A 25,494-nucleotide genomic window follows, 5' to 3' on the forward strand; every position below is an offset into this window, starting at 1 on the left:
TCGTATGGCCACTCGGGAACTCCACGACTGCGACAACGCATCCGCGTTGCTCGCCTACGTGGGCGCCCGCCGCACCGTCGCAGCACGAGCCGAGGCCGACCAACTCGCCGCCGCCGTCGCGTGGGCCGGCATGCACTCGACCGATTCGTTGGACGACGCCGCGACCCTCGTCCACAGCGACGAAGACGCGCTGACGATCGCCGGACCCGGCGCCCCGCTGGTGGCCGAGTTCTCCGTTCTGGAGTTCGCCGCAGCCCTCGGCCTCTCCTCCGACGCGGGTCGGATGTATCTGGGTGAGGCGGTCGAGCTGGCCCACCGGCTCCCACGCCTCTACGCCCGAGTCCAGTCCCTCGACCTCCCGGTGTGGAAAGCCCGCCGGATCGCCAAGTCCACCCTCGACCTCCCCATGGCGGGCGCGGCGTACGTCGACGCGCACCTGCACGCGGTCGCTCATAAGGTGTCGATCGCCCAGCTCGACCGCACCGTGGAGGAGGCCCGGGTCCGCTTCGACCCCGACGAAGCCCTCGCCCGTCAGATCGCGGCCCAGGAGGGACGGCACTTCGACATCGAGACCCGCCAGGTCTCCTTCGACGGCTGCGTCGACGTGCACGGCACGTTGGACCTGGCCGACGCGCTGGATCTGGAGGACGCCGTCGCCCGCCGGGCGCGTGACCTCGGCACTCTCGGCCTGGACGCACCACTGGACGTCCGCCGCTCCATCGCGGTCGGGGACCTGGCTCGGCGCCAGCTCTCGCTCGACCTCGCGGCGGCGGAGCCGGAGGATCGGCCCAAGCCCCGCCAGGTCCTGCTGCACGTCCACCTCTCCGAAGCAGCGCTCGGCGGGTCAGGACGCGAGCTGGACCTCGCCCGGGTGGAGGAGACCCACTCCTTCGTGTCGACCGATCAGGTCAAGACCTGGTGCGCGAACCCCGACACCCAGGTGATCGTGAAGCCGGTCATCGACCTGAGCGACCACGTCCATGTCGACGCCTACGAGACCCCGGACCGACTTCGCGAACGCCAGATCCTGCTCCAACACACGTGCGTGTTCCCCTGGTGCCAACGCCGGGCTCGCCGTGCGGACTGCGACCACATCGACCCCGCCGCCCGCGGCGGACCGACCTGCGACTGCAACATCGCACCGCTCTGCCGGCGACATCACCGGGCGAAGACGCACACGCGATGGCGTTACGACAAGGTCGACGACACCTCGTTCGTCTGGCGAAGTCCGAACGGACTCATCTTCGGACGCGACCACCACGGCACCATCCCGCTCGAGACCCTGCAGCCCTGACCGGCACCGGCCCGTCAGGGCTACAGGCGCGCCACTCCCCGGACGCTGGTTGAGGTGCGAGCGGAGCGAGCCTCGAAACCCGGGTGAGCCGAACGACCGCGACGACCACAGGCTGCCTCTCGGGTCACCGGGTTTCGAGGCTCAGGACTTCGTCCTTCGCACCTCAACCAGCGGGGCGGCCCGGGCTTCGTCCTTCGCACCTCGACCCGCGTCAGCAGCGTTGTTGAAGCAGCGGTCGAACAACAGCCCCCACGCGCCTGAACCATCCGCGCGACCGGGTGCGGCGCTGAGTTACCGGTTCGCGCTCCGCATCTCGCTGAGCTTGTCGATCAGCTCGCCCACGACCGTGGCCAGTTCCCACCGCGAGCCGGCGGGCTGGGCCTGATAGATCTGCTCGAAGGTGATGGCCTGGAAGACCGCGTTCACCACGCGGGTGAGCTCCCACAAGGCGTCCAGGTCCACCTCCGGGTAGGCGGCGCGCCAGGGCTCGGCGTACGCCTCCCAGACCTGCTGCCGCACGGCATCGGCCGAGGACTCCTCGGCCGCGCTGTCCGCGAGGTGCCGTACGTCGAGGAACGGGTGGGTCAGGCACAGGTCGGTCCAGTCGAAGAACACGGCCCGGTCGTCGACCCAGGCCACGTTGCCGAGATGGAGGTCGCCGTGCGCGAGGGTGTCGGGCAGCGAGTCGTCCCAGAGCGCGCGCACCGACGCGACCAGCCACGGCTCCAGCGCGGCGGCGCGAGCCCGCTGGTCGTCGTCGAGTACGTCGACGCTCTCGTGCAGCACCGTCCCGAGCGTCGCCAGGGTCGCGTCGAGCCCGCGATCCGGAGCTCCGGCGGCGAGCAGCTCCGCGCGGGCCGGGAGGGTGTCGAGCTGCAGCCGGGCCAGCCGCCGGGCCACGTCGACCGCCCGCTCAGCCGGAGCACCAGCGGCCGCCCCGGGGAGCGGCTCCATGAGCATCCACGCCCGCTCGGCGTCCACGGCCACGACGTCCGGTGCGGCGTCCGGCGCGAGCCGTCGTACGACGTCCGTCAGCGCCGGCTCGCGACGGAACCCGTCACACGTCGCCTTGAACCACAGCTCCCCCGGCTCGCCGACCCGCGTCACCGGGATCCGCAGCACCGCGGACAGGCTCCACAGCTTCTCCGGAACCGGCTCCCCCGCGCGCTCCCAGCCGTGCCCAGGCAGAGCAGCGTCGACCCAGGCGACGACCTCGTCGATCCAGCCGCGGACGAACCACGCCGCCCGCCCGTCCTCGCGGTAGCCCGCGCACCACCGGGACCACGCCTCCTCCAGCCCCGGTACGCCGATCTCCGCGAGGGGGACCCACTGCGCTCCAGGGAGTGACGAGGTCCCGTCGCCCACCAGCAGGTTGGTCACCGTCCCGTCGGGCGTGCGCCACGGCGGGCCGGCCGCTCCGGCATGCGGGGCTCCCACCGCCGCCGCGAGCTCCGCGAACGACGGCCACCGGTCCGGCCGGCGCGGCAGCGCGCCGTCGACGACGAGCACCCGCCCGGAGCCGGCATCGAACAGCGCGATCTGGTGGTGGCGGCTCAGCACCCGGTCGTTCTACCAGCGACCCGGGTCGGAGAACGCGTCATTTTCGGGCGGCTGCGCGTTGTAGAGCCGCAGCGAGCTCTTCCCGTCGGGGTAGAACGCGACCACCGTCACGGACGCGGGCGAGAGCTCCATCCGGAACACCGCCTCCAGCGGCGCACCCATCACGTGCGCGACCAGCGTCTTGATCGGCGTCACGTGGCTGACCACGACGACGGTCCGCCCCGCGTGCGCGTCGAGCACTCGCTGCAGCCCGTCCAGCACCCGCTTCTCGACCGTCCGGAACGACTCCCCGCCCGTCGGCGCGACGTCCAGCGACCCCAGCCAGCCGTCCATCTCGGCCCGGTGCCGCTCGGCGACCTCGGCGAAGGTGAGCCCGTCCCAGTGCCCGAACTCCATCTCCGCGAAGCCGGGCTCCTCGACGACGGGTCGGTTCAGCGTCTCGCCGACGATGGCCGCGGACTCCGCCGTACGACGCACCGGCGAGGCCACCACGACGTCGACGCGTTCCGCGATCGGGGCGAGCCAGGCCGCGGTCGAGCGCACCTGGGCGCGCCCCTCGTCGCTGAGCCCGGGGTTGGAGCTGGCGAGCCCGCCCGAGAACCGCTTGTCGACGGTGTGCGAGGTGACCCCGTGGCGCACGAGCACCAGGGTCGTCGGCGCTCCGACCGAGGCCGACCAGCCGCGCGCGGGGCTCTCCGCCTCCTCGACCGCCGAGTCGTCGGCCTCCCCGGGCACCCGCACCCCGGACCGCCGTCCGTCCAGCGCGTCGTTGACCAGCCCGTCGGCGTGCGAGTTCCGCTCCCGCGGGATCCAGGTGTACGACGTCCCGCGCGGCGCCAGCCGTGCCGCCTCCGCGGCCAGCGGCTTCATGTCGGGATGCTTGATCTTCCAGTTGCCCGACATCTGCTCGACGACGAGCTTGGAGTCCATCCGGACCTCGATCTCGGCGTCCGGCGCGAACTCCTGCGCGAGCCGCAGCCCGGCGATCAGGCCCTGGTACTCGGCGACGTTGTTCGTCGCGACGCCCAGGGTGCTGCCATCCTCGGCGATGACCTCGCCCGTCGCGGCGTCGCGCAGCACGGCGCCGTACGCCGCCGGGCCGGGGTTGCCCCGCGACCCGCCGTCGGCCTCGATGACGACCGCGGCCGTGACCGAGCGGGTCACAGTCCCGACTCGGCCGTCCGCACCAGGATCCGCGAGCACTCCTCGCACCGCACGACCGTGTCGGCGGGCGTCGACCGGATGACCGCGAGCTCGGCGTTGTCGATGCCGAGCTGGCAGCCCGTGCACCGGCGCTGGCGCAGCTCGGCCGCACCGACGCCGTTCTTGCTGGCCCGGAGCTTGTCGTAGAGCGCCAGCAGGTCCGCCGGCAGGCCCTCGACGGACGGTCCCCGCTGCGCCTCGACGTCGACGAGCTGCGCGTCGAGCGCGGCCGCCTTCTCGTCGCGCGACGCGGTCAGCCCGCCCAGCTTCTCGTCGACCTCGGCCAGCTCGGCACGCACCGTGTCGAGGTCGCGCTGGGCGTCCTCGAGGCGGGCCATGACCTCCAGCTCCTCGTCCTCCAGCGTCGAGATCCGGCGCTCGAGCGACGCGAGCTCGTGGGTCATCCGCTCCAGGTCCTTGGGGTTGGTGATCAGCCCCTGGTCCATCCGGTCGCGGTCCCGGGTGCGGCGGGCCTTGACCTGCTCGACGTCGGCGTCGACCTTCTCCTGCTCGGCGGTCAGGTCGTCGACCACGATCCGGGCGTCGCGGGCGCGGTTGTCGAGCTCCGTGCGCGAGGCCTGCAGCGCGCTGATCTCGGCGTTCTCGGGCAGGGTCGCCCGCTGGTGGCGCAGCTGGTCGGCGCGGGCGTCCAAGGCCTGGACGTCGAGCAGCTTGAGCTGGGCGATCGGGTCGGCTTTCAGCGGAGTCTCCTGGCGTGCGTGGGCGGGATCAGGGGCGGAAGGTCCACGGGTCGGTGACGGCGACGCTGACCCGGGTCTCCACCGTATCGCCCAGCGCGGCCCGCAGCCTCGCCTCCACCACCGGCAACCACGTCCACTCGGCCGCCCAGTGCGCGACGTCGACGAGCGCCGGGCCGTCCTGCTCCCGGAACTCCGAGGCCGGGTGGTGCCGCAGGTCGCTCGTCACGTAGACGTCGGCGTCGGTCCGGCGCACCGTGTCGAGCAGGAAGTCGCCGGCTCCGCCGCACAGCGCGACCCGTCGTACGACGCGCTCCGGGTCGCCCGCCACCCGCACGCCGTGGGCGGTCTCCGGCAGGGTCCGCGCCACCGACTCGGCGAAGGAGCGCAGGGTCTGCTCGGGCACCGTCCCGATCCGTCCCGTCCCCGTCGTCGCGAGGCCGGCGTCGGCGAGCTCGGTGAGGTCCCAGGCCGGTTCCTCGTAGGGATGCGCGGCGAGCAGCGCCCGGACGACGGCGGTACGGCGCGACCGCGACAGCACCACCTCGATCCGCTCCTCCTCGACCACCTCGGGCTCGCCGACCGCGCCGATGGCCGGGTTCGCCCCCGCCAGCGGCCGGAACCGGCCCTGCCCGGAGCTGCTGAACGACGCCTGGTCGTAGTCGCCGATCCGGCCGGCGCCCGCCGACGCCAGCGCCGAGCGCACCGCGTCGGCGTCGGTCACCGGCACGTACGTCGTCAGCTTGTCGCGCTGCTCCGCGGGTGCGGGCACGATCGGCGCCTGGTCGGTGAGACCGAGCGCGGTCGCCATCGCCTCGGACACCCCGCCCACCGCCTGGTCGGCGTTGGTGTGCGCGGTCAGCAGCGCGCAGCCGGCCCGGGCCAGCGTCGCGACGGTGCGCCCCTTCGGGGTCGTCGCGGCGACCCCGTGGACCGGCTTCAGGAAGAGCGGGTGGTGCACGACCAACAGGTCCGCACCCCAGTCGGCGGCCTCGCGCGCGACGTCGTACGTCGGGTCGACCGCGAACATCACCTTCCCGACCGGGTCCGCCGGGTCCCCCGCGACCAACCCGACGGCGTCCCACGAGTCCGCGGTCGCGGGCGGGTACCAGCCGTGCAGCAGGTCGACGACGTCGTGGAGCGATGGCACGGGCGTAGGCATGCCCCGGAGGCTATCGAGGCAGCCGCTACCGTGAAGCCCGTGCCCGTCGTGAAGATCAACGCCATCTCCGTCCCGCCGCAAGCCCACGAGGAGCTGGAGAAGCGGTTCGCCGCCCGCGCCGGCACCGTCGACGGCTCCCCCGGCTTCCTCGGCTTCCAGCTGCTCCGCCCGGTCGCCGGCGAGGACCGCTACTTCGTCGTGACCCAGTGGGAGGACGAGGAGTCGTTCGCCGCCTGGCGCGACGGCAGCGCCCGCGCCGCCCACAGCGGCGAGCACGGCAAGCCCGTCGCCTCCGGCGCCGACCTGCTGGAGTTCGAGGTCGTGCTCGACGTCCGCCCGTCGGTGGTCGAGTAGCTCGCGAGGGACGAGCGGGCGTATCGAGACCTAGTTGACCTGCCGGTCGCGGCCCTCCCAGTACGGCGCCCGCAGCTTGAACTTCTGCAGTTTGCCGGTCGCCGTCCGGGCCAGCTCGTCGCGGAACTCGATCGACGTCGGGGCCTTGTAGCCGGCCGCCTTCTCCTTGCACCAGGCGATGAGGTCCGCCTCGGTGGCGGTCTCGCCGGCCGCCAGCACCACGAGGGCCTTGATCGTCTCGCCCCACCGCTCGCTGGGGACGCCGATGACCGCGACCTCGGCGACGGCCGGGTGGCTGAACAGCACGTCCTCGACCTCGATCGAGGAGACGTTCTCGCCGCCGGTGATGATCACGTCCTTCTTGCGGTCGCTGATCGTCAGGTAGCCGTCGTCGCCGATCGTGCCGCCGTCGCCGGTGTGGAACCAGCCGTCGGCGAGCGCCGCCGCGGTCTCCTCGGGCTTCTCCCAGTAGCCCTCGAGGACGACGTTCGAGCGGGCGAGCACCTCGTCCTCGGGCCCGAGCGACAGGGTGACGCCGAGGGCGGGGGCACCGGCCCGGACCAGCTTGGCCGCCCGCTCGTCGGCGCTGAGGTCGTCCCACTCCTGGCGGGAGCGGTTGACGGTGAGCAGCGGCGAGGTCTCGGTGAGGCCGTAGATCTGGATGAACTCCCAGCCCAGCTCCTCCTCGACCCGGGCGACGGTGCGGGTCGGCGGCGGGGCGCCCGCCACGATGATCCGCACCCGGTCGCGGCCCGGGATCGGGCCGTCCCAGGTCTGGGCCGCCTCCAGCACCGCCGCGACCACGGCGGGGGCCGCGCACATGTACGTCACGCCGTGCTCCTCGACGCGCCGCAGGATCTCGGCGCCGTCGATCTTGCGGATCACCACGTGCTTCACCCCGAGGCCGGTCGCGGCGAACGGGTGGCCCCAGCCGTTGGCGTGGAACATCGGCAGGGTGTGCAGGTAGACGTCACGGTCGCTGACCCCGACGTGCATCGCGAAGGTCGTCGCGTTGACCCAGATGTTGCGGTGCGTGATCTGCACGCCCTTGGGCCGCGCGGTCGTCCCGGAGGTGTAGTTGATGGTCGCCGTGGCGTTCTCGTCGGGCTCCCAAGGCATGGGCTCCGTGCCGGGCGCGGCGTACAGACTCTCGTCGTCGCCGAGGACGAAGCGGTGCTCGCAGGTCACCGAGGCCAGCGCCTCGTCGACCTCGGGGTCGACGTACAGCACCCGGGCGCCGGACTGCTCGACGATGTACTGCACCTCGTCGGGGCGCAGCCGGAAGTTCACCGGCACCAGGACCCGGCCGAACCCGGCGACGCCGAAGAACGACGTCAGCAGCCGCGAGCTGTTGTGGCTGACGATCGCGACCCGCTCCCCGACCCCGATGCCGAGCTCGTCGAGGCGGGCCGCCTGGCGCCGGGCCAGGTCACCGATCTCGGCGTACGTCAGCTCACCGTGCTCGTTGCCCAGGGCCGCCGCCGGCTGGTCCGGCTCGTCCACGACACCGACCCGCTCGCCGTAGACCTGGACGGCGCGGTCGAGGAAGTCGGAGATGCTGAAGGGGACGATCATGGCTGCCTCCTGTGCCCGGAACGTGACAGCGGCCACTCTAGGCAGGGGTGGTTGGTCGCCGGTCGTCCGGGCGGGCGGCCCGCTCGGATGAGAGTCCTCTCATGGGACTCTCACCGCCGCCCCACGATGGGGCAGGATCGTCGGTGTCATGAGTCGCGTCTGGAAGCTCCTCCTCGCCCTCGGCCTCGTGCTGCCGGTGGGCGCGTTCGTCGTGGGCTCGCTGGCGGCCTCCTCGGCCGACGAGCCGGTACGACGCGAGCCGATCGTCGTGACGCCGTCTCCCAGCGAGACCCCCACGACCGGCCCGACCTCCACGCCCACCCCGTCCACCGCACCGTCGCCCACCGGCAAGCCCGATGACGACGACGATGACGACGACATCGAAGGCGTCTCGCCCGGGCTGGGCGAGGTCGACGACGACTCCGGGCGCGGCCGGGGCCGCGGCGGTGATGACGGGGATGACGACGGGGACGACGATGGTGACGATGACGACGACGGGGACGACGACCACAGCGGTCCCGGTGACGACGACGACTGAGCCTTCCCAACCCGCACCCGACGCCCGACCGCACCGGTCGGGCGTCTCCGTGCGTGTGCGCATCACCGCCACCGTCGCCGCCCTCGTGCTGGTCGCGCTGGGGGTGGCCGGGGCGATCGTCTACCTGATCGAGGCCGAGCGGCTGGAGCAGCAGACCGTCGACGCGGTCGACCAGGAGCTCGACGAGTTCGCCCAGTTCACGGCCACCCGCGGGACGTCGTACGCCGACGTCGGGGCGATGCTCGAGGGCTTCATGACCAGCAGCGTCCCCGACGACGACGAGCTGCTGGTCGGCTGGGTCGGCGACAGCCCGCGCAAGAAGTCCCCCGCCGACGACGAGCTGCCCGAGGACCCGGCGTTCCAGGCGGCCGCCGCGCCGCTGGTGCGCGACGGGGGCAGCACCCGCCTCGACACCCCCGACGGCGAGGTCCTCATCACCGCCCAGCCGGTGGCCGTCGCCGGCGAGACGGGGGCGCTGGTGGTCGCGGTCCGGCTCGCCGAGGGACTCGCCGGGCTGCACGACACCATGCGCACCTACGCCATCGTCGCCGCGCTCTCGCTCCTGCTCGTCACGGCCGCCGCGTTCTGGCAGGCCGGGCGGCTGCTCGCCCCGCTGCGCACCCTGCGCGAGACGGCCGAGGAGATCGGCGAGACCGACCTGTCCCGGAGGCTCCCGATCTCCGGCAACGACGACATCACCGCACTGACCCGCACCGTGAACGGGATGCTCGAACGGCTGGAGGAGGCCTTCACCGGGCAGCGGCGGTTCCTCGACGACGCCGGGCATGAGCTGAAGACGCCGCTGACCGTGCTGCGCGGCCACCTGGAGCTGCTCGACACCGGCAGCCTCGAGGACGTCGCCGAGACCCGGGCGCTGCTGCTCGACGAGGTCGACCGGATGTCCCGGCTGGTCGGCGACCTGATCCTGCTCGCGAAGAGCGACCGGCCGGACTTCGTCACGCTCGCCGACGTCGACCTCGCCTCCCTCACCGAGGACACCTACGCCAAGGCGCGTGGGCTCGGCGACCGGGACTGGGTCCTGGACGCCAGCGCGGCGGGCGTCGTACCGGCCGACGCGCAGCGGCTCACCCAGGCGCTGCTCCAGCTCGCCGACAACGCCGTCAAGCACACCTCGCCCGGCGACACGGTCGCGCTGGGGTCGTCGTACGACGACGGCGTCGTGCGGCTGTGGGTCCGCGACACCGGACCGGGCGTCCCGGCGCCCGACCGCGAGAAGATCTTCGAGCGGTTCGGCCGCTCGTCGGTGTCCGAGGACGACGAGGGCTTCGGCCTGGGCCTGTCGATCGTGGGCGCCATCGTCGCCGCCCACGGCGGTACCGTCGCCGTGACCGACGCCGACCCGCCCGGCGCCCTGTTCGTCGTCGAGCTCCCCGCCCGTCCGTCCTCCGAGGAGTCGCCGTGGCCCGCATCCTGATCGTCGAGGACGAGGCGCGGATCGCCTCGTTCGTGGCCAAGGGCCTGCGCTCGGAGGGCCACGTGGCCACCGTCGCCGGCGACGGCCCGGCCGGGCTCGACCACGCGCTGAGCGGCGACTTCGACCTGATGGTCCTCGACATCGGCCTGCCCGGCATGGACGGCTTCGAGGTGCTCGACCAGCTGCGCTCGCAGGGCTCGCGGATGCCGGTCATCGTGCTGACCGCCCGCGACTCGGTGACCGACACGGTCTCGGCGCTGGAGGGCGGGGCGGACGACTACATGCCCAAGCCGTTCCGGTTCGCCGAGCTGATCGCGCGGATCCGGCTGCGGCTGCGCCAGGCCCAGGCGGCCGACACCGGCGCCGGACCCCGCGAGGAGGTGCTCGAGGCGGGCGGCGTACACCTCGACGTCCGCACCCGGCGCGCCACGGTCGGCGGCCGCCAGGTCGACCTGTCGGCCCGCGAGTTCACGCTGGCGGAGATCTTCATCCGCAACGCCGGCCAGGTGCTCTCCCGCGAGCAGCTCCTCGACCACGTCTGGGGCTTCGACTTCGACCCCGGCTCCAACGTCGTCGACGTGTACGTCGGCTACCTCCGCCGCAAGTTCGGCGCCCACACCGTCACCACCGTCCGCGGCATGGGCTACCGCTTCAACACCTGACCCCGAAATCGCCGAGTCGGCAGAAGTTGCGCGTCGAGTCGGCAGATCTTGCTGACGGTACGTCTGCAAGTTCTGCCGACTCGAGGGTCAACTTCTGCCGACTCGGCGTGGGGGTGGTGGGTGGGGGTCAGCGGACCTTGAAGCCGGCGAGGCGGGCGCGGGGCTGGCGGGCGAGGACGGGCTCGAGGGCCTCGGCGAACTCGTGCGGGAGCGGCCGGTCGGCGGGGCGCTTCTCGAGGCCGGCGTACAGGATCTTGGCGACCTCGTGCGGGACCCGGTCGGGCAGCTCGTAGGGGTCGTCGACCAGCTGGGGGTAGCGGACCCGGACGTCCGGGGAGTCCAGGTCGCCGTCGTCGAAGGCGCGGTAGCCCGCGACCGCCTCGAAGAGCGTCGCGGACAGGCCCCACACGTCGCTCGCGTGCCCCGGCTCCCCCGTCGTCGGCGGGTCGCACTGCTCGGGCGAGAGGTAGAGGTCCGTGCCGATCGGCACGGTGAGGGCGGCCGCGTCCTCGACCCGGCGCGCCACCGACAGGTCGATCAGCCGCGCGGGCGCGCCCATGATCACGTTGCTCGGCTTGATGTCCAGGTGCGCCCAGCCGAGGTGGCGCAGGTAGTGCAGCGCGCTGGCGATCTCGATCCCGAGCGGCAGGTACTGCTGCTCCTGCAGCGGCCCGTAGCGCCGGACCAGCGACGACAGCCGCGGCCCGTCGATCTGCTCGAGTACGACGTGGGGCCGGTCGCCGTCGAGCCGGTGCCGCAGCCCGCGGACCACGACCGGGTGGTTGACCGCGGCCAGCGCCTCCACCTCGCGGCGCAGGCCGCGCAGGCTGGACTCGTCGGCGACGAGCCCCGGCCGGACCACCTTCACCACGACGGGTGCGTAGGTGATCTCGTCGAAGGCCAGGTACGCCTCGTACGACGACCCGCCGCCCAGCAGCCGGACGGCCGTCAGGTCGGGGGTGATGGCGTCGCCCTCGGCGAACGTCCATGTGTCGGTGCTGCCCATCGGTCGAACCTCCCGGTCCAGGTCGTCGCTCAGCGGCCGCGGGTGTCGTTGCGCGAGCGGTCGTTGGTCGTGTCGGCGCTCAGGTCGCGGTTGTTCTTGCCCGGCCCGTCGTTGGTCCAGTCGCGGGTGAGGTCGCTGCGGCTGAGGTCGCGGTCGCGGCTGACCTTGGTGAACCGGCTGTTCGTGTGGTCGCGGGTCGACCGGCTGTTCCCGGTGTTGGTGCCCCGGGTGCGGGTCCGCGTCTGGGCGTTGGTCCGGGTGTTGGTGTTGTCGTTGCGACCGAAGGTGTCGTCATCGTCGTCGTCGTCGATCGCGATCACGACGTCCGGGTTGTCGTCCTTGCGCTGGTAGGCCTGGTCGTCGTTGGCCGAGACGGGCGAGGTGAACGCGATCAGCCCCGTGGTCACGGCTCCCGCGAGTCCGATCGTGCCGATCGTCAGGGTCTTCCTCATGGTCTGTCCTCTCGTCGGGGCGGATGCCCGTGGTGTTGACGAGGACGACTCTGCTCAGTGGCGGTGAGGTGACTGTGAGGCGTTCATGAGAGGGCTCTCACCCACGCACGAAGGCGTCGATCTCCGCGAGCTCCCAGGGCGGCTCGGCGGTGTGGTCGCGCCACGCGAGCATCGTCGAGGACGGCGCCGCGAACCGGGCCAGGTAGTTGCCCGACCCGGCCAGCACCTCCCCGGTCACGCCGGTCGCGAGATCGCTCACGAGGTAGGCGTACAGCCGGGCGACGTACGACGCCGGCGCGGGCTCCAGCGAGCCGGCCCGGGTCAGGTCGTCGAGCAGCCCGCGCCGGTGCAGGTCGTCGATGTGCTGCTCGTAGTCGTCGCCGGTCGAGAGCCGGGTCCGCGCACCCGGCGCGACCGCGTTGACCCGGATCCCGTGCTCGCGCAGCTCGGCCGCCAGCGCCAGGGTCAGGCTGTTGACCGCGCCCTTGCCGGCCGGGTAGCCGGTGCCGCCGTACATGCCCTGGAAGGCGAAGGAGGTCGTGTTCACGATGCTGCCCGCGACCCCGGCGTCGACGAAGTGGCGCGCCGCGACCCGGCAGGTCTCGAAGGTCGCGTGCAGGTGCACGTCGATCAGCTCGCGGAACTCCGCTGAGGTGATCGTGAGGATCGAGGACCCCGGCGGCTCGGCGATGCCGGCGACGTTGACCACCCCGTCCAGCCGCGAGTACGACGCGAGCGCGGCATCGACCAGCCGCTCGGCCACCCCCGGCTCGGCCGGCGACCCGGCCACTCCGACGGCGCCCAGCTCGGTGGCGACATCGGAGACGAGCGAGGTGTCGCGGCCGTTGACGACGACCGAGGCACCCTCGGCGACCAGCAGCTCCGCCACGGCGCGCCCGATCCCGCGGGTCGAGCCGGTGACCACGACGGCCTTGCCGGCCAGCTCCGCGCGCGTCACGGGCCGCTCAGCGGCGCCAGGCGGCCAGCCGGCGGCCGGACGGCTCGGCGGTGACCTGCGGCGACTCGCTCTGCGCCCAGACCCGCCGCCACTGGGCGACCTCCGGACCGGACGGGTCGGGGGTGGCGCCGGACGCGGCCCGCCGCTTCGACTCCCACCAGGTGGTGGAGTCCTCGTCGAGCAGCTGCGCGACGGCGTCCTTGATCCGCGGCGCGAACTCCCGCACCGACTCGCCCTCGGCGGGCCGCAGCGGCTCGCCGAACCGGATCGTCAGCTGCCGGCGGCCGGGGCTCGGCCAGCCGGCGCCGCGCGGCATCGCCGCGAAGGTCCCGCGGTGCGCGACCGGGACCACCGGCACGCCGTACTCGTGGGCGAGGAACGCGGCGCCCATCCGGAACTTGCCCATCCAGCCGTCCTGCGAGCGGGTGCCCTCGGGGAAGATCACCAGGCTCCAGCCGTCGGCGAGCACCTCGCCGGGCGTGGTCGCCATCGCGCCGCCGCGGCGGTCGATCGGGAAGGTGTTGAACAGCAGCGACGAGCCGACCGCGCGCCACCAGGTGTCGAAGAAGTAGTCGGCGGCCGCCGCGACCGCCGTCCGCCGCCGCCACTCGTCGGGCAGCGACAGCAGGATCAGCGGGGTGTCGAGGTGCGAGGCGTGGTTGGCCGCGAAGATCACCGGACCGTCGATGCGGTCGAGCACGTCGAGCCCCTCGACCCGGGTGCGGACCTGGGAGCGGAAGAGCGGCTCGAGCCCACCCTTCTGCGCCACCTCGCGGGCCGCGATCGCCGGACGCCGGCGCGACCAGTCCGACGGGAACACCGTCGACTTCGCGGGCAGGACGTACTGCTCGGCCGACCGCGGCACCATCGAGCGCCGCCCCCAGCGCCAGCCGCGGGCCATCGTGCGGACGTCGTCCGCGGTCTCCTTGAGGAAGCTCATCGGACGTCCGCGAGCAGGTGCGGCGGGTTGTGCAGGTAGGTGATCGACGGCGACGACCCGACGGTGCCCGACGCCATCTCCAGCGCGTCCTGCAGGGTGGTGGCGGCCCGGAAGCCGAGCCGCGACGCGACCTTGCGGTCGGCACCGACCCAGATCACCTCGTCGACGTGGTCCATGGCGTGCGCCGCCCAGTACCACATGTAGAACGGGTGGACGCCGTGGTAGGCGTGCGAGGTGCGGTAGAGGTGGCGGTACCACTCGTCCTCCGCGAACTGCTTCTCGTACTTCGCGCTGATGACCGCCGGGTCGGTCGTCTCGGCGAGCACCTCCTCGTAGAAGTCGACGTACGACGGGTGGTGCAGCTGGTTGAAGCCCTCGTTGAGCGGGTGGTACAGGATCACCGCGCCGCCCTTCCGCACGACCGGCTGGTGGCGGTAGGAGTTGAAGTAGTAGCCCAGCCCCATGCAGGTCGCGAGGATCGGGTTCATCGAGCTGTTGACGTTGTAGGGGCCGAGGTAGGGCACCCCCATCACCAGCACGTCGGACTGGCCCTGCACCTCGACGACCTGCTGGCGGTGCACCCGCTCCAGGGTCTGCTCGTGCACGGCCTCGACCTCGCCGGCGCTGATGCCGGTCAGGCCGTACGGCGCCCGCAGGTCGTGGAAGATCTTGTGCCGCAGCTTCTGCGGGGCCACCGACAGTCCGCGCTTGGCGGCGAGCATCGAGGCCTGGTCGCGGACCGACCACTCCCACTCGCGCTTCATCAGGAAGTCGTAGGGCTTCGGGAAGACGTTGTTGTCGAGCGTCGTCTCGATCTGGAACACCTTGACGGTGTCCTTGATGACCCGCCCGATCCGCCAGGCGGAGTGGTGCATGGCCGACTTCTTGTGGTCCATGAAGGACCGCGAGTGCACCATCGTCTGCGGGTTGTGGTGGTGGCGCAGCGACTTGTACGACGCGAGCCCGATGCCGACCGACTTGTGCCCGCCGTCCATCGCCACGAGGTTGACGTTGACGTAGACGAGCAGGTCGGACTCGGCGCCCCGCTTGCTGATCTCGATGTCCTCGCCGTGCTCGGTGGTGCCGAGGTGGCTGAGGTTGTCGCGGTCCTCGGCGTCGAAGTTGTAGAGCTTCCCCTGCGGGAAGAACGAGCGGAAGACCCGCTCCCCCACGATGTGTTTCAGCTCCGCGGCGGTCATCCGCCGGTGCAGCGCGTTGGCGGCGATGATCTCGACGTCATCGACCCCGGCCTCGGCGGCCAGGGTGAGCACGTGCTCGATGATCCGGCCGCGGATGTCGGGCGACTTCATCGAGGGCAGCGGCAGCGACAGGTCGTCGAAGGCGATGGTCAGCCGCATCCCCGCGAAGAGCAGCGACGGCAGCGGGTCGGCGTCGACCGGGTGCAGCAGCGCCTCGCGGATCGCCTCGTCGACGTCGGGGACGCTCGGGAGCGACTCGGGCGGGTAGACCACGCGGGTCCCGAGCGGGAAGCTCTCCAGCCGGAAGCCCAACCCCTCGTGCACGACCAGCGGCGGTGTCCGGTCGTCGACCTCGAGAACGAAACCGGGCCTGCTCATTGTGTGCTCCTCGGGTCGAAGGCCACCTTGACCGTGCCGAGCCGGCCGGTGGAGTGGGCGTGGTCGAGCGCTTCACGCCAGCGGTGCAACGGGTAGCTGGCGACGGACTTGGACAGCCGGGCGACGGCGTCGCGGGCGACCAGCTCGGTCGCCTTCCCGAACGCGTCGTCGGCGCGGGCGGAGGCGTAGGTGCCGACCACCTCGAGCTCACGGAACCAGGCCGCGGACAGGTCTGCCGGAGCGGGCATCCCGGAGAGGACCACTCGGCCGCCGGCACGGGTCGCCTGCAGCGCCGTCTCCAGCGACTGCTTGCTGCCGACCGCGTCGACGGCGACGTCGACGCCGCCCAGGAGGTACGGCGAGGAGTACTCCGGCTGGAGCTGGAAGGCGCCGGTGGAGCGGCGCACCCGGCGCAGCACCTCGCCCGGGGCCACCACCTCGGTGGCGCCCAGCTCCAGGGCCAGCTCGCGCTGGTGGCCGTGCTTGGCGACGACGATGATCTCGCCGGCGGCGGTGAGCTCGCGCAGCGCGAACGTCGCGAACAGGCCCACCGACCCGGCCCCGCTGACCAGCACCCGGTCACCGGAACGTACGCCGGCGCGCAGCGCGGTGTGCACCGCGCACGCCATCGGCTCGATCAGGATGGCCTGCTCGTCGGTGTGGCCCTCCGGCACCGGGTGCAGCTGGCTGCGGTGGGCGGTGAGCTGCTGGCCCCAGCCGCCCCCGGTGTCGTGGCAGAACCCGGTCTGCAACCCCGGCGACACGTCGCCGACGGTGATCCGCGAGCAGCGGTTGGTGCTGCCGGCGGCGCAGCCCTCGCAGGGCTCGACGCCGCGGGCCGCGCAGGTCAGGACCGGGTCGACGACCACGCGGGTGCCGGCGGGCAGGTCCTCGCAGTCCTCCAGCAGCTCGGCGACCACCTCGTGGCCGGGCACGAACGGCAGCGAGACCAGGGCCGAGAAGTACAGCGACGTCTGCCCGGACAGCATCCCGAGGTCGGAGCCGCAGATGCCCGAGAGCCGGGTGCGCAGCCGGGCCCACCCGGGGCGGTCGACCTTCGGCGCGTCGATCGTGACCAGCCGCAGCGGGGCGGCGTACCCGGACAGGATGCCGGGCAGCCGGCTCCCGACCGCCTTGCCCGCCACCGTGCGTGGCAGCGAGCGGAACATCTCCAGCGCGAGCATCATCACAGGCCCCCTGCGGGGTTGAGGGTGCGCGTCGACGAGCCGGAGCTGGCCCAGTCGACGACCGTCCAGTGGTGGCGCCGCGCATGCCGGTAGAGGGGTACGTCGGGCCGCACCGCGACCGGGTGGCCGACGGCCTCGAGCAGCGGCAGGTCGGAGTGGGAGTCGGCGTACGCGAAGGACTTCGTCATGTCGATGCCGTGCTCGGCGGCGTAGGAGCGCATCCAGGCGGCCCGCGACTCCCCCACCAGCGGCGACGAGGCCAGGTGGCCGGTGCAGATTCCGCGCTCGTCGACGGCCAGCTCGGCCGCCTCGATGTGGTCGAACAGGGTCGCGAGCGGGCGGGTCAGCGGCCGGATCGCACCGGTGATCAGCACGGTCCGCTGACCGGCGCGGCGGTGCTCGCGGATGCGGCGAACCGCCTCGGGCGAGAGCCGCGACAGCACGTGGCTGGTGAGGTGCTCGTCGGCGATCGCGTCGAGGTCGGCGACCCGGGCGCCGGCGTACTCGCGGTAGACGGTGCGCAGGAAGTCGCTGCGCTGACGCCGCTCGGCCTGCACCAGCGTCGGCACCTTGGCGGCCACCCGGCCGAGCTCGGCGAACCGCTCGGTGCCGGACAGCTCGGGCAGCCGCATCCACAGGTAGGTCTCGATGACGTTCGAGGACAGCAGCGTGCCGTCCATGTCGAAGAACGCCGCCGCGTCGGTGCCCTCGCCGACCGGTCGCGGGCCGCTGCGCGCGGCCCGGCGCCGGGCCGACCGGACCTCGTCGAGCCGGCGCACGGGCTTCGTGACGGCCGGGCAGTGGATCTCCTGGATGTAGACCGGCCAGTCGACGACCGAGGTGTCGAACGCGAACCGCTCCTGGTCCTCGGCGGACAGCGACCGCTGCAGCGCCATCGTCGAGCGGTCGGAGAACCGCAGCTCGGCCTGGGCGTACTCGTGGTAGAGGTCGAGATAGCGGCGCAGGAACTCCAGGCGCCGGCCCTGCTGGTCGAGCTTGCGGGCCAGGTCGCGCGTGCGGTCGCTGCGCGGCACGTGGCCGAGCACGTAGTCGGCGACCTGGTGGGCGCGCTCGCTGGTCGTCAGCAGCCGGTTCACCGACTGGGCACCCGGGAAGCGCCAGTCCGGGAGCCGGGCCGCGCCGCGGTCGCCGGCCTGGAACGGGTGCACGTCGAAGTAGGCGCGGACGTTCTCGTAGAGCTGGCCGAAGGTCAGCGGGTTGCGGTCGCCCGACGAGACGTGGAAGTACGCCGGGTCCCCGACCACCGGCGGGTGCGCGAGCACCGCGACGATCGCGGAGACCACGTGGTCGACCGGGACGATGTCGACCGTGGTGTCGGCCGAGGCCGGGAACTCCGGGAGCTCGCCGCGGCCGTAGGCCAGGATCAGCGGCTCGGCCATCTTGAAGCCCTCGATCCAGCCCGGGTGCGGGCGCTCGAGGGCGGACTCGATGATGCTGGGCCGGACGATGGAGACCCGGTGCTCGCGGGCGTGCTCCTCGACGACCCGCTCGCCGAGCGCCTTGGTGAAGGTGTAGCAGTCGGTCCAGCCGAGGCTGCGGGCGCGCTCGGTGCCGATCCGGACCAGCTCGTCCTTGACCCACTGCTTGCGGGCGGCCTCGGTGGCGTTCGCGGCGGTGAGCAGGCCGGCCCGGCTGTGCTCCTTCTCGGCCTTCTTGCGGTGCCGGGTGAGCGCGTCGGCGCTGCGGGACTCGTGCTCGACCCGCTCGCGCTGGCCCAGGCCCCACGCGGTCTCGGCGTCGAGGTCGACGTCGTGCTCGACCGGACCCTCGGGGATGCTGCCGCGGCGACGGCCGGCGACGTACGCCGTCGAGATGTGCACGTAGTGGACGTCGGGGCCGGACTCCCGGACCCGGGCGAGGAGCTCGCGGGTGCCGACGACGTTGGTGCGGAAGCCCTGGTCGACCGGCGGGTCGAAGGAGACGTCGCCGGCGCAGTGCACGACCGCGTCGAGGCCCTTAGGCAGCTCCGGGGTGTCGGCCAGGTCGCCCTCGACGACCCCGACCCGCGCGGCCATCAGCGGCTCGATGCCGCCCGCCGCCTCGACGACCTCGGCGAAGATCGGCTTCTTCAGCAGGCTGGCGATCCGGGCGGCGCCGCTCGTGGAGCCTTTCGGGCGGACCAGCAGGGAGACCCGGACGCCGGGGACCTCGGTCAGCAGCAGGTGGAGCAACGCCTCGCCGACGAAGCCGGTCACGCCCGTCACCAGGACGTGCTGGCCGTCGAGCCGCTCCGCCACCGATCTGATCGCCACTGGTCCCTCAGCCACCCGCGAGATTCTGCCCTAAGCCTCCGACAGGTGCTTCAGGGCCTCACGCCGCGAGAGCCCGGACAGTCGGTCCCCCAGCCGGGCCACCTCCGCGCGCACCCAGTCGGGGTCCGTGCGGGCGTGGTCGCGCAGCGCCCAGCCGATCGCCTTGCGCAGCCAGAAGGTCCGGTCGTCGAGGTTCGCCTCGATCGCGAACCGGAGCAGGTCCCGGTCGACCTCGGCCTGCGCGCCGACCTGGCACATCACCGCCGTCCGGCGCAGCCAGAGGCTCTCGGGGTCGGTGGCCCAGGCCCGCAGGACCGGCGTCAGCGCGGCCCGGTCCGCCCGCAACGCGGCGCCGACCAGGTGCACGGCCAGCTCGTCGACGTGGTCCCACCAGGCGCCGGTGACGATCAGGTGCCGGGCCAGGGGCACGGCGTCCCGGTCGCGCCACGGCTCGGCCGCCCGGTGCCGGACCAGCGCGGTGGCGGCGTACCGCTCCTCGCGGAACGCGGCCTCGTCCCACAGCTCGAGGATCGTCGCCTCCCACGACTCCCGGTCGGCGGGCGGGTGCTCGGCCAGGAGCGGTAGGAGCAGCCGGCGCAGCGCGGGCAGCGTGACGCCGCGGTAGGGCATCGTCGACTTCATGTAGGCCTGCTGGCCGACCGCGCGCTCGGGGTCGGCGGCCGCTGCCAGGGCCGACCGGATCGCCTCCACGAGGCGGTCGTCGGGGCGGGTCACCCACGACAGCGTAGGAGGCCCGAGCGATCCGGGTGGTGGGCGCAGAGGGGATCGAACCCCCGACCGCCTCGTTGTAAGCGAGGAGCTCTACCGCTGAGCTATACGCCCGGAGCCCCGGCAGGCACGACGATCCGAGGCGCGGCACACCCTAGACGAGGGCGCCGACGTGCGCGAAACGCGTCCCCCGGATCGGCGTCTCAGCCCGCCGCGGCGCGCAGCTGGCGCAGGTGCTCGGCGAGGTCGCGCCCCTCGGGCATCGCGTTGTGCACCGACCAGCTCAGGTTGCCCTCGCGGTCCACGACGTACGACGAGCGCCGCGCGGATCCGGTGCGCTCGTCAAGGACGTCGTACGCCCGGGCGACCTCGCCGTGCGGCCAGAAGTCCGAGAGCAGCGGGAAGTTGAGCCCGTCGGAGTCCGCGAACGCGCGGAGCGCGAACATCGGGTCGCAGGAGATCGCCAGCACCTCGGTGTCGAAGGTCAGGAAGTCGGCCAGCCGGTCGCGGACCCCCGCCATCTCGCCGGTGCAGACGCCCGAGAAGGCGTAGGGGTAGAAGAGGATCAGCACCGCCTTCGTCCCCCGGTACGACGACAGGGTGACGTCCTGGCCGAACTGGTCCCGCAGAGTGAAGTCGGGGGCCGGGCCGCCGAGCTCGAGGCCGGTCACGCCTCACCATCCTTCTCGTTGTCGCTGCTGGGTCTGTGGTGGGCGAGCTCCCGCTTGAGCACCTTGCCCGTCGCGTTGCGGGGCAGCTCGTCGAGCATCACGATCTCGCGCGGGACCTTGTAGCGGGCGAGGTTCTGCCGCACCCAGTCCTTCAGGTCGTCCTGCGTGGTCGAGGCACCGTCCCGCAGGACGACGTACGCGAGCAGCCGCCTGCCGTACTCCTCGTCGTCGACGCCGACGGCGGCCACCTCGACGACCGCCTCGTGGCGGGCCAGGCAGTCCTCGACCTCCCGCGGGAAGACGTTCTCGCCGCCGGAGACGATCATCTCGTCGTCCCGGCCCTCGACGTACAGCCGCCCGTCGGCGCCGAAGCGGCCGAGGTCGCCGGTGGACATCAGCCCGTCGACGACCTCCTTGTGGCCGCCGCCGGTGTAGCCCTCGAAGAGCAGGTTGTTGCCGACGAAGATCCGGCCGGGCTCGCCGGGCGCGACCTCCCGGTCGTCCTGGTCCAGGATCCTGACGACGGTCGCCCACGGCGGCCGGCCCGCCGAGGAGGGTGCTTCGCGCAGGTCCTCGGGCGTCGCGATGGAGGCGTACGCCACCTCGGTGGAGCCGTAGATGTTGTAGAGGTTGTCGCCGAAGTGGTCCATCCAGTCCAGCGCCAGGTCGCCGGGCAGCGCGGAGCCGGAGGCCGCCACGACCTTCAGCCGCGGCAGGTCGTACGACGCCAGCACGTCCTCGGGCAGCCCCAGGATCCGCTGCAGCATCACCGGGATGACCACGAGCGAGTCGCACTCCTCGGCCGCGGTGAGGCGGAGCGCCTCCTCGGGATCGAACCTGCGCCGCAGCACGACCGTCGAGCCGAGCAGCATCGCCAGCGCCAGGTGGGCGAACCCCCAGGTGTGGAACAGCGGCGCCGCGATGTGGGTCCGCCAGCCGTAGCGCAGCGGCATCCGCGACAGCAGCGAGATCGCCGCGTCGATGCCGGCCTCGTGGCGCGGTGCGCCCTTCGGTGTGCCGGTGGTGCCCGAGGTCAGGATGATGATCCGGCCGTGCCGGGTGGGCGGCTCCAGGTCCCCGGGTGCGTCGTCGCTCACGGAGTCGATCAGCCCGTCCACGCTCAGCACGTCGTCGGGCAGGTCGGCCGAGTCGGTCCAGGCCAGCACGCGGGTGCCGGCCTCGGCGCCCGCGAGCAGCTCGGTGAACTCCTCGTCGTGGATGACGACGGTCGGCCGCTCCCGCTCCAGCACGTCGACGAGCTGGGGACCGGCGAAGGCGGTGTTGAGGTAGAGCACGTCGGCCCCGAGCTTCGCGACCGCGATGGTGGCCTCGACGAAACCACGGTGGTTGCGGCACATCAGCGCGACCGCGTCGCCCTCGCCGACACCACGGCGTCGGAGCGAGCGGGCCAGCGCGTCGGAACGCTCGTGCAGCTCGCCGAAGGTGAGCGAGCCGCGCTCGTCGACGATCCCGACCCGGTCGGGCTCGCGCAGGGCGAGCGAGGCGAAGCCACCGGCCGGCCCGGTCCCCCAGGCCCGCACCGTGCCGAGCAGCCGGGCGAGCACGGCCGGCGAGTACGGCCGGATGATCCCCGACCCCACCAGCACCCGGGCGCCGGTCCCGGCCGTCGTCGCGCGGTCGATCAGCTTCTGCAGCACGAGGACATTCCTATCCGACCCCCGGAGGGGTACGACGGCCCGCTGGACCCGCGGGCGAGTCGGCGCGGGCTCAGGACAGGGTCTTCGGAGCCACCAGCCGGGTCGCTGCCCAGTCCTTGCTGATCGCCGCGGTCGTGGTCTGCGAGAGGCCGGCGATGGGCGCGGCCTCGGCGATGTCGGAGGCGTCGACGGCGTTCGGGCGGCCGACCTTCGGCGTCAGCAGCCAGATCGCTCCCCCGCCGACCAGGTCGGTGAGCGAGTCGACGAGGCCGTCGACCAGGTCGCCGTCCTCCTTGCGCCACCACAGGAGCACGGCGTCGACGACGTTGCCGTAGTCACCGTCGACCATGTCGCCGTCGATGGCGTCCTCGATGGCGACGCGCAGGGCGTCGTCGGTGTCCTCGTCCCAGCCGAGCTCCTGGATCACCATGCCGGGCTTGAAGCCGAGACGTTCGGGAGCTCCAGCAGCTCCTGTCTGGGTGGACCCGCCACCCGCGGTCGCGCTCAACTGACATCCTCCAGACGAATCGGGTCGACCACCGGGTGCCCGGCGGCCGGATTGAGGAGTAGTCCAGCGGAGTCCGGGGCGGGGCGCAACCTCTGTCCACACCGGTGCGGACCTCGGACGGGCCGCCGTGGACGTACCGACGGGTAGATTTTGCCGATCCGGGGGGCGTGACACGATGGGCTGGTGACCGAAGACTCACCCACACCTTCCGGCACGCGAGGCGGCACCAACCCTGCTGTGATCCACGAGGGACTGCCGACCCAGCTGCCCGACATCGACCCCGACGAGACCCACGACTGGCTCGACTCCTTCGACGCCCTGGTCGACGAGCGTGGCCGCGAACGCGCGCGCTACGTCATGCTGCGGCTCCTGGAGCGCGCGCGTGAGATGCAGGTCGGGGTACCCGCGCTGCGGAGCACCGACTACATCAATACGATCCCGCCCGAGCGGGAGCCGTGGTTCCCCGGCGACGAGGAGATCGAGCGGCGGATCCGCGCGTTCATCCGCTGGAACGCCGCCGTGATGGTCTCCAGTGCCAACCGCAAGGGGCTGGAGGTCGGCGGCCACATCGCGACGTACCAGTCCTCGGCCAGCCTGTACGAAGTCGGCTTCAACCACTTCTTCCAGGGCAAGGACGCCCCCGGCGGCGGCGACCAGATCTACATCCAGGGCCACGCCTCGCCCGGCGTCTACTCCCGCGCGTTCCTCGAGGGACGCCTGAGCGAGGAGCAGCTCTACCGGTTCCGCCAGGAGGTCCAGCACGGGCCGGGCGCCGGGCTGCCGTCGTACCCCCACCCGCGCCTGATGTCGGACTTCTGGGAGTTCCCCACGGTCTCGATGGGCCTGACCGGCATCAACTCGATCTACCAGGCGCGGTTCAACCGCTACCTGCACAACCGCGGCATCAAGGACACCAGCCAGCAGCACGTCTGGGCCTTCCTCGGCGACGGCGAGATGGCCGAGCCCGAGTCGCTGGGCGCGATCCGCATCGCCGCCCGCGAGGAGCTCGACAACCTCACCTGGGTCATCAACTGCAACCTGCAGCAGCTCGACGGACCGGTCACCGGCAACGGGAAGATCATCCAGGAGCTCGAGGCGAACTTCCGCGGCGCCGGCTGGAACGTCATCAAGGTCGTCTGGGGCCGCGAGTGGGACCAGCTGCTCGCCCAGGACGTCGACGGCGTGCTGGTCAACAAGATGAACAGCACCCCCGACGGCGCCTTCCAGACCTACTCGGTCGAGGACGGCGCCTATGTCCGCGACAGCTTCTTCGGCGGCGACCCGCGGCTGCGCAAGATGGTCGAGCACATGAGCGACCAGCAGATCCAGAAGCTCCCCCGCGGCGGCCACGACTACCGCAAGGTGTACGCCGCGTTCGACTCCGCGAAGAAGCACGTCGGCCAGCCGACCGTGATCCTCGCGAAGACGATCAAGGGCTGGACGATCGACGCGCTGGAGGGCAAGAACGCCACCCACCAGATGAAGAAGCTGACCCCGGACGACCTGAAGAAGTTCCGGGACCGGCTCTACCTGCCGATCTCCGACCGCGACCTCGAGCGCTCCTACGAGGAGACCGGCTCCGCGCCGTTCTTCCACCCGGGCGCGAACGCCCCCGAGATCGAGTACATGATGGAGCGCCGCCAGCAGCTCGGCGGCTCGGTGCCGAAGCGCGTGCTGCGCGCCAAGCCCCTCCAGCTCCCGGGCGACGCGACGTACGCCGAGCTGAAGAAGGGCGGCGGCAAGAACTCCATCGCCACCACCATGGCCGTGGTCCGGCTGCTCAAGGACTGGATGCGCGACCCGGAGATCGGCAAGCGCATCGTGCCGATCGCCCCGGACGAGTACCGCACGTTCGGTATGGACGCGATGTTCCCGAGCGCGAAGGTCTACAACCCGGCCGGACAGCAGTACGAGTCCGTCGACCGCAATATGTTGCTCTCCTACAAGGAGTCGACCGCGGGCCAGATGCTCCACGAGGGCATCTCGGAGGCCGGCGCGATGGCCTCGGCGACCGCCGCGGGCTCGGCGTACTCCACGCACGGCGAGCCGATGATCCCGTTCTACATCTTCTACTCGATGTTCGGGTTCCAGCGCACCGGCGACTCGATCTGGGCGATGGCCGACCAGCTGGCGCGCGGCTTCCTGATCGGCGCCACCGCCGGCCGGACCACGCTCACCGGCGAGGGCCTCCAGCACGCCGACGGTCACTCGCCGCTCCTCGCGGCGACCAACCCGGCGGTCGTGCACTACGATCCGGCTCACGCGTTCGAGATCAGCCACATCATGAGGAGCGGCCTCGAGCGGATGTACGGCGAGAACGCCGAGGACGTCATCTTCTACCTCACGGTCTACAACGAGCCGACGCAGCAGCCGGCCGAACCCGAGGGCGTCGACGTCGACGGCATCCTGCGCGGCATGCACCAGATGTCGAAGGCCGAGGGCGACGGGCCGCGGGTCACCCTGCTCGGCTCCGGCGTCGGGTTCCCGTGGGTCCGCGAGGCCGCCCGGATCCTCAGCGAGGAGTGGGGCGTCCAGGCCGACACCTGGTCGGTCACGTCGTGGAACGAGCTCGCTCGCGACGCCGTGGCCGCGGAGGAGTGGAACCTGCTGAACCCGGGCGAGGCCCCGCGGTCGGCGTACGTCAGCGAGAAGCTGGCGGGCGTCTCCGGCCCGGTCGTCGCGGTGTCGGACTACATGCGGGCCGTCCCGCTGCAGATCGCCCGCTGGGTGCCGGCCGACTACCGCGTCCTCGGCGCGGACGGCTTCGGCTTCGCCGACACCCGCCCGGCCGCTCGTCGGTACTTCCACATCGACGCGCAGTCGGTCGTCGTCCAGACGCTGCAGGCGCTGGCCGACCAGGGCGAGATCGACCGCTCCCAGGTCGAGAAGGCCTTCGCGCAGTACCGCATCGACGACCCGACCGCGGTCGCCGGCGTGAAGCAGGAGGGCGGCGACGCCTGAGTGACGCTGGTTGAGGTGCGAGGCGCGCCAGCGCCGAGCCTCGAAACCCCGTGAGTCGAGGAGGGGCGGTGACCACCTGGTCACCGCCCCTTC

At 72.3% G+C, this 25,494-nt stretch carries 22 protein-coding genes and 1 tRNA gene; 6 read left to right on the forward strand and 17 right to left on the reverse strand.

Features of this window, described 5'->3' with window-relative positions; all coding sequences use genetic code 11:
• A partial coding sequence (locus tag VMF51_RS09955; protein WP_325474269.1) for an HNH endonuclease occupies positions 1 to 1,294 on the forward strand: 1,294 nt, incomplete at its 5' end.
• 291 nt (positions 1,295 to 1,585) lie between these two features.
• Here the strand turns inward: VMF51_RS09955 and VMF51_RS09960 are convergent.
• From VMF51_RS09960 to VMF51_RS09975, 4 genes are all read right to left on the reverse strand, one after another.
• Positions 1,586 to 2,854, reverse strand: a complete 1,269-nt coding sequence (locus VMF51_RS09960) for an aminoglycoside phosphotransferase family protein (protein WP_325474270.1) — start codon at positions 2,852 to 2,854, stop codon at positions 1,586 to 1,588.
• Positions 2,855 to 2,863: 9 nt separating this feature from the next.
• A complete protein-coding gene (locus tag VMF51_RS09965; RefSeq protein WP_325474271.1) occupies positions 2,864 to 4,018 on the reverse strand; it encodes a bifunctional RNase H/acid phosphatase in 1,155 nt (384 codons plus the stop codon).
• On the reverse strand, positions 4,015 to 4,710 hold the full coding sequence (locus tag VMF51_RS09970) for a zinc ribbon domain-containing protein (protein WP_325474272.1): 696 nt from the start codon (positions 4,708 to 4,710) through the stop codon (positions 4,015 to 4,017). Before VMF51_RS09970 ends, VMF51_RS09965 begins: the two co-directional genes overlap by 4 nt.
• Before the next feature lie 76 nt (positions 4,711 to 4,786).
• Positions 4,787 to 5,917 (reverse strand): Nif3-like dinuclear metal center hexameric protein, encoded by a 1,131-nt coding sequence (locus tag VMF51_RS09975; protein ID WP_325474273.1) that lies wholly within the window; start codon positions 5,915 to 5,917, stop codon positions 4,787 to 4,789.
• A gap of 39 nt (positions 5,918 to 5,956) precedes the next feature.
• On the opposite strand from VMF51_RS09975, the gene VMF51_RS09980 reads away from it, so the two are divergent.
• On the forward strand, positions 5,957 to 6,271 hold the full coding sequence (locus VMF51_RS09980) for an antibiotic biosynthesis monooxygenase (RefSeq protein ID WP_325474274.1): 315 nt from the start codon (positions 5,957 to 5,959) through the stop codon (positions 6,269 to 6,271).
• Positions 6,272 to 6,301: 30 nt separating this feature from the next.
• Here VMF51_RS09980 and VMF51_RS09985 read toward each other — a convergent pair whose 3' ends face one another.
• Complete coding sequence (locus VMF51_RS09985) at positions 6,302 to 7,846, reverse strand: AMP-binding protein (protein WP_325474275.1); 1,545 nt, start codon at positions 7,844 to 7,846, stop codon at positions 6,302 to 6,304.
• 148 nt (positions 7,847 to 7,994) lie between these two features.
• On the opposite strand from VMF51_RS09985, the gene VMF51_RS09990 reads away from it, so the two are divergent.
• Genes VMF51_RS09990 through VMF51_RS10000 form a run of 3 tightly spaced genes read left to right on the forward strand, consistent with a single transcriptional unit; the run spans position 7,995 to position 10,481 of the window.
• A complete protein-coding gene (locus VMF51_RS09990; protein ID WP_325474276.1) occupies positions 7,995 to 8,384 on the forward strand; it encodes a hypothetical protein in 390 nt (129 codons plus the stop codon).
• Positions 8,385 to 8,433: 49 nt separating this feature from the next.
• Positions 8,434 to 9,819 carry a sensor histidine kinase gene (locus VMF51_RS09995; RefSeq protein ID WP_325474277.1) on the forward strand — a complete coding sequence of 462 codons (1,386 nt, stop codon included), beginning with the start codon at positions 8,434 to 8,436 and terminating at the stop codon, positions 9,817 to 9,819.
• Entirely contained in the window at positions 9,804 to 10,481 is a 678-nt protein-coding gene (locus tag VMF51_RS10000) for a response regulator transcription factor (RefSeq protein WP_325474278.1), read from the forward strand. Before VMF51_RS09995 ends, VMF51_RS10000 begins: the two co-directional genes overlap by 16 nt.
• A 127-nt stretch (positions 10,482 to 10,608) precedes the next feature.
• On the opposite strand, the gene VMF51_RS10005 is transcribed toward VMF51_RS10000, so the two are convergent.
• The 12 genes from VMF51_RS10005 to VMF51_RS10060 form a co-directional block, all read right to left on the reverse strand.
• Positions 10,609 to 11,487, reverse strand: a complete 879-nt coding sequence (locus VMF51_RS10005; RefSeq protein WP_325474279.1) for a serine/threonine-protein kinase — start codon at positions 11,485 to 11,487, stop codon at positions 10,609 to 10,611.
• A 29-nt stretch (positions 11,488 to 11,516) separates the two neighbouring features.
• Entirely contained in the window at positions 11,517 to 11,939 is a 423-nt protein-coding gene (locus tag VMF51_RS10010) for a hypothetical protein (protein WP_325474280.1), read from the reverse strand.
• Between the two features lie 97 nt (positions 11,940 to 12,036).
• Positions 12,037 to 12,897: an SDR family oxidoreductase gene (locus VMF51_RS10015; protein ID WP_325474281.1), complete on the reverse strand. Its 861-nt coding sequence runs from the start codon at positions 12,895 to 12,897 to the stop codon at positions 12,037 to 12,039.
• Between the two features lie 7 nt (positions 12,898 to 12,904).
• Positions 12,905 to 13,837 carry a lysophospholipid acyltransferase family protein gene (locus tag VMF51_RS10020; RefSeq protein ID WP_325474282.1) on the reverse strand — a complete coding sequence of 311 codons (933 nt, stop codon included), beginning with the start codon at positions 13,835 to 13,837 and terminating at the stop codon, positions 12,905 to 12,907.
• Positions 13,834 to 15,414, reverse strand: a complete 1,581-nt coding sequence (locus tag VMF51_RS10025) for a lactate racemase domain-containing protein (RefSeq protein WP_325474283.1) — start codon at positions 15,412 to 15,414, stop codon at positions 13,834 to 13,836. Before VMF51_RS10025 ends, VMF51_RS10020 begins: the two co-directional genes overlap by 4 nt.
• Complete coding sequence (locus VMF51_RS10030; RefSeq protein ID WP_325474284.1) at positions 15,411 to 16,601, reverse strand: zinc-dependent alcohol dehydrogenase; 1,191 nt, start codon at positions 16,599 to 16,601, stop codon at positions 15,411 to 15,413. The genes VMF51_RS10025 and VMF51_RS10030 overlap by 4 nt, the downstream gene beginning before the upstream one ends.
• Positions 16,601 to 18,889, reverse strand: a complete 2,289-nt coding sequence (locus VMF51_RS10035; protein WP_325474285.1) for an HAD-IB family hydrolase — start codon at positions 18,887 to 18,889, stop codon at positions 16,601 to 16,603. Before VMF51_RS10035 ends, VMF51_RS10030 begins: the two co-directional genes overlap by 1 nt.
• 15 nt (positions 18,890 to 18,904) lie before the next feature.
• Positions 18,905 to 19,609 (reverse strand): DNA alkylation repair protein, encoded by a 705-nt coding sequence (locus tag VMF51_RS10040; RefSeq protein ID WP_325474286.1) that lies wholly within the window; start codon positions 19,607 to 19,609, stop codon positions 18,905 to 18,907.
• Positions 19,610 to 19,642: 33 nt separating this feature from the next.
• Positions 19,643 to 19,717 (reverse strand) — tRNA-Val (locus VMF51_RS10045).
• Positions 19,718 to 19,806: 89 nt separating this feature from the next.
• A complete protein-coding gene (locus tag VMF51_RS10050) occupies positions 19,807 to 20,274 on the reverse strand; it encodes a peroxiredoxin (RefSeq protein WP_325474287.1) in 468 nt (155 codons plus the stop codon).
• A complete protein-coding gene (locus tag VMF51_RS10055) occupies positions 20,271 to 21,932 on the reverse strand; it encodes an AMP-binding protein (protein ID WP_325474288.1) in 1,662 nt (553 codons plus the stop codon). Before VMF51_RS10055 ends, VMF51_RS10050 begins: the two co-directional genes overlap by 4 nt.
• Before the next feature lie 70 nt (positions 21,933 to 22,002).
• Positions 22,003 to 22,440 (reverse strand): DUF3052 domain-containing protein, encoded by a 438-nt coding sequence (locus tag VMF51_RS10060; RefSeq protein WP_325474289.1) that lies wholly within the window; start codon positions 22,438 to 22,440, stop codon positions 22,003 to 22,005.
• A 237-nt stretch (positions 22,441 to 22,677) separates the two neighbouring features.
• Here VMF51_RS10060 and aceE point away from each other — a divergent pair, with 237 nt between their 5' ends.
• Positions 22,678 to 25,401 carry a pyruvate dehydrogenase (acetyl-transferring), homodimeric type gene (aceE, locus tag VMF51_RS10065; RefSeq protein WP_325474290.1) on the forward strand — a complete coding sequence of 908 codons (2,724 nt, stop codon included), beginning with the start codon at positions 22,678 to 22,680 and terminating at the stop codon, positions 25,399 to 25,401.
• The last annotated feature ends 93 nt before the right edge of the window (positions 25,402 to 25,494 follow it).

It is taken from the genome of Nocardioides sp. (assembly GCF_035503875.1).
Taxonomy (GTDB): Bacteria; Actinomycetota; Actinomycetes; order Propionibacteriales; family Nocardioidaceae; genus Nocardioides.

Bases quoted from the DNA above. Each gene is read 5' to 3' on its own strand.
- VMF51_RS10005 (WP_325474279.1), bottom strand. From the start codon at position 11,487: ATGGGCAGCACCGACACATGGACGTTCGCCGAGGGCGACGCCATCACC.
- VMF51_RS09990 (WP_325474276.1), top strand. From the start codon at position 7,995: ATGAGTCGCGTCTGGAAGCTCCTCCTCGCCCTCGGCCTCGTGCTGCCG.
- VMF51_RS10010 (WP_325474280.1), bottom strand. From the start codon at position 11,939: ATGAGGAAGACCCTGACGATCGGCACGATCGGACTCGCGGGAGCCGTG.
- VMF51_RS10030 (WP_325474284.1), bottom strand. From the start codon at position 16,601: ATGATGCTCGCGCTGGAGATGTTCCGCTCGCTGCCACGCACGGTGGCG.
- VMF51_RS10025 (WP_325474283.1), bottom strand. From the start codon at position 15,414: ATGAGCAGGCCCGGTTTCGTTCTCGAGGTCGACGACCGGACACCGCCG.
- VMF51_RS09985 (WP_325474275.1), bottom strand. From the start codon at position 7,846: ATGATCGTCCCCTTCAGCATCTCCGACTTCCTCGACCGCGCCGTCCAG.
- VMF51_RS09975 (WP_325474273.1), bottom strand. From the start codon at position 5,917: ATGCCTACGCCCGTGCCATCGCTCCACGACGTCGTCGACCTGCTGCAC.
- VMF51_RS10020 (WP_325474282.1), bottom strand. From the start codon at position 13,837: ATGAGCTTCCTCAAGGAGACCGCGGACGACGTCCGCACGATGGCCCGC.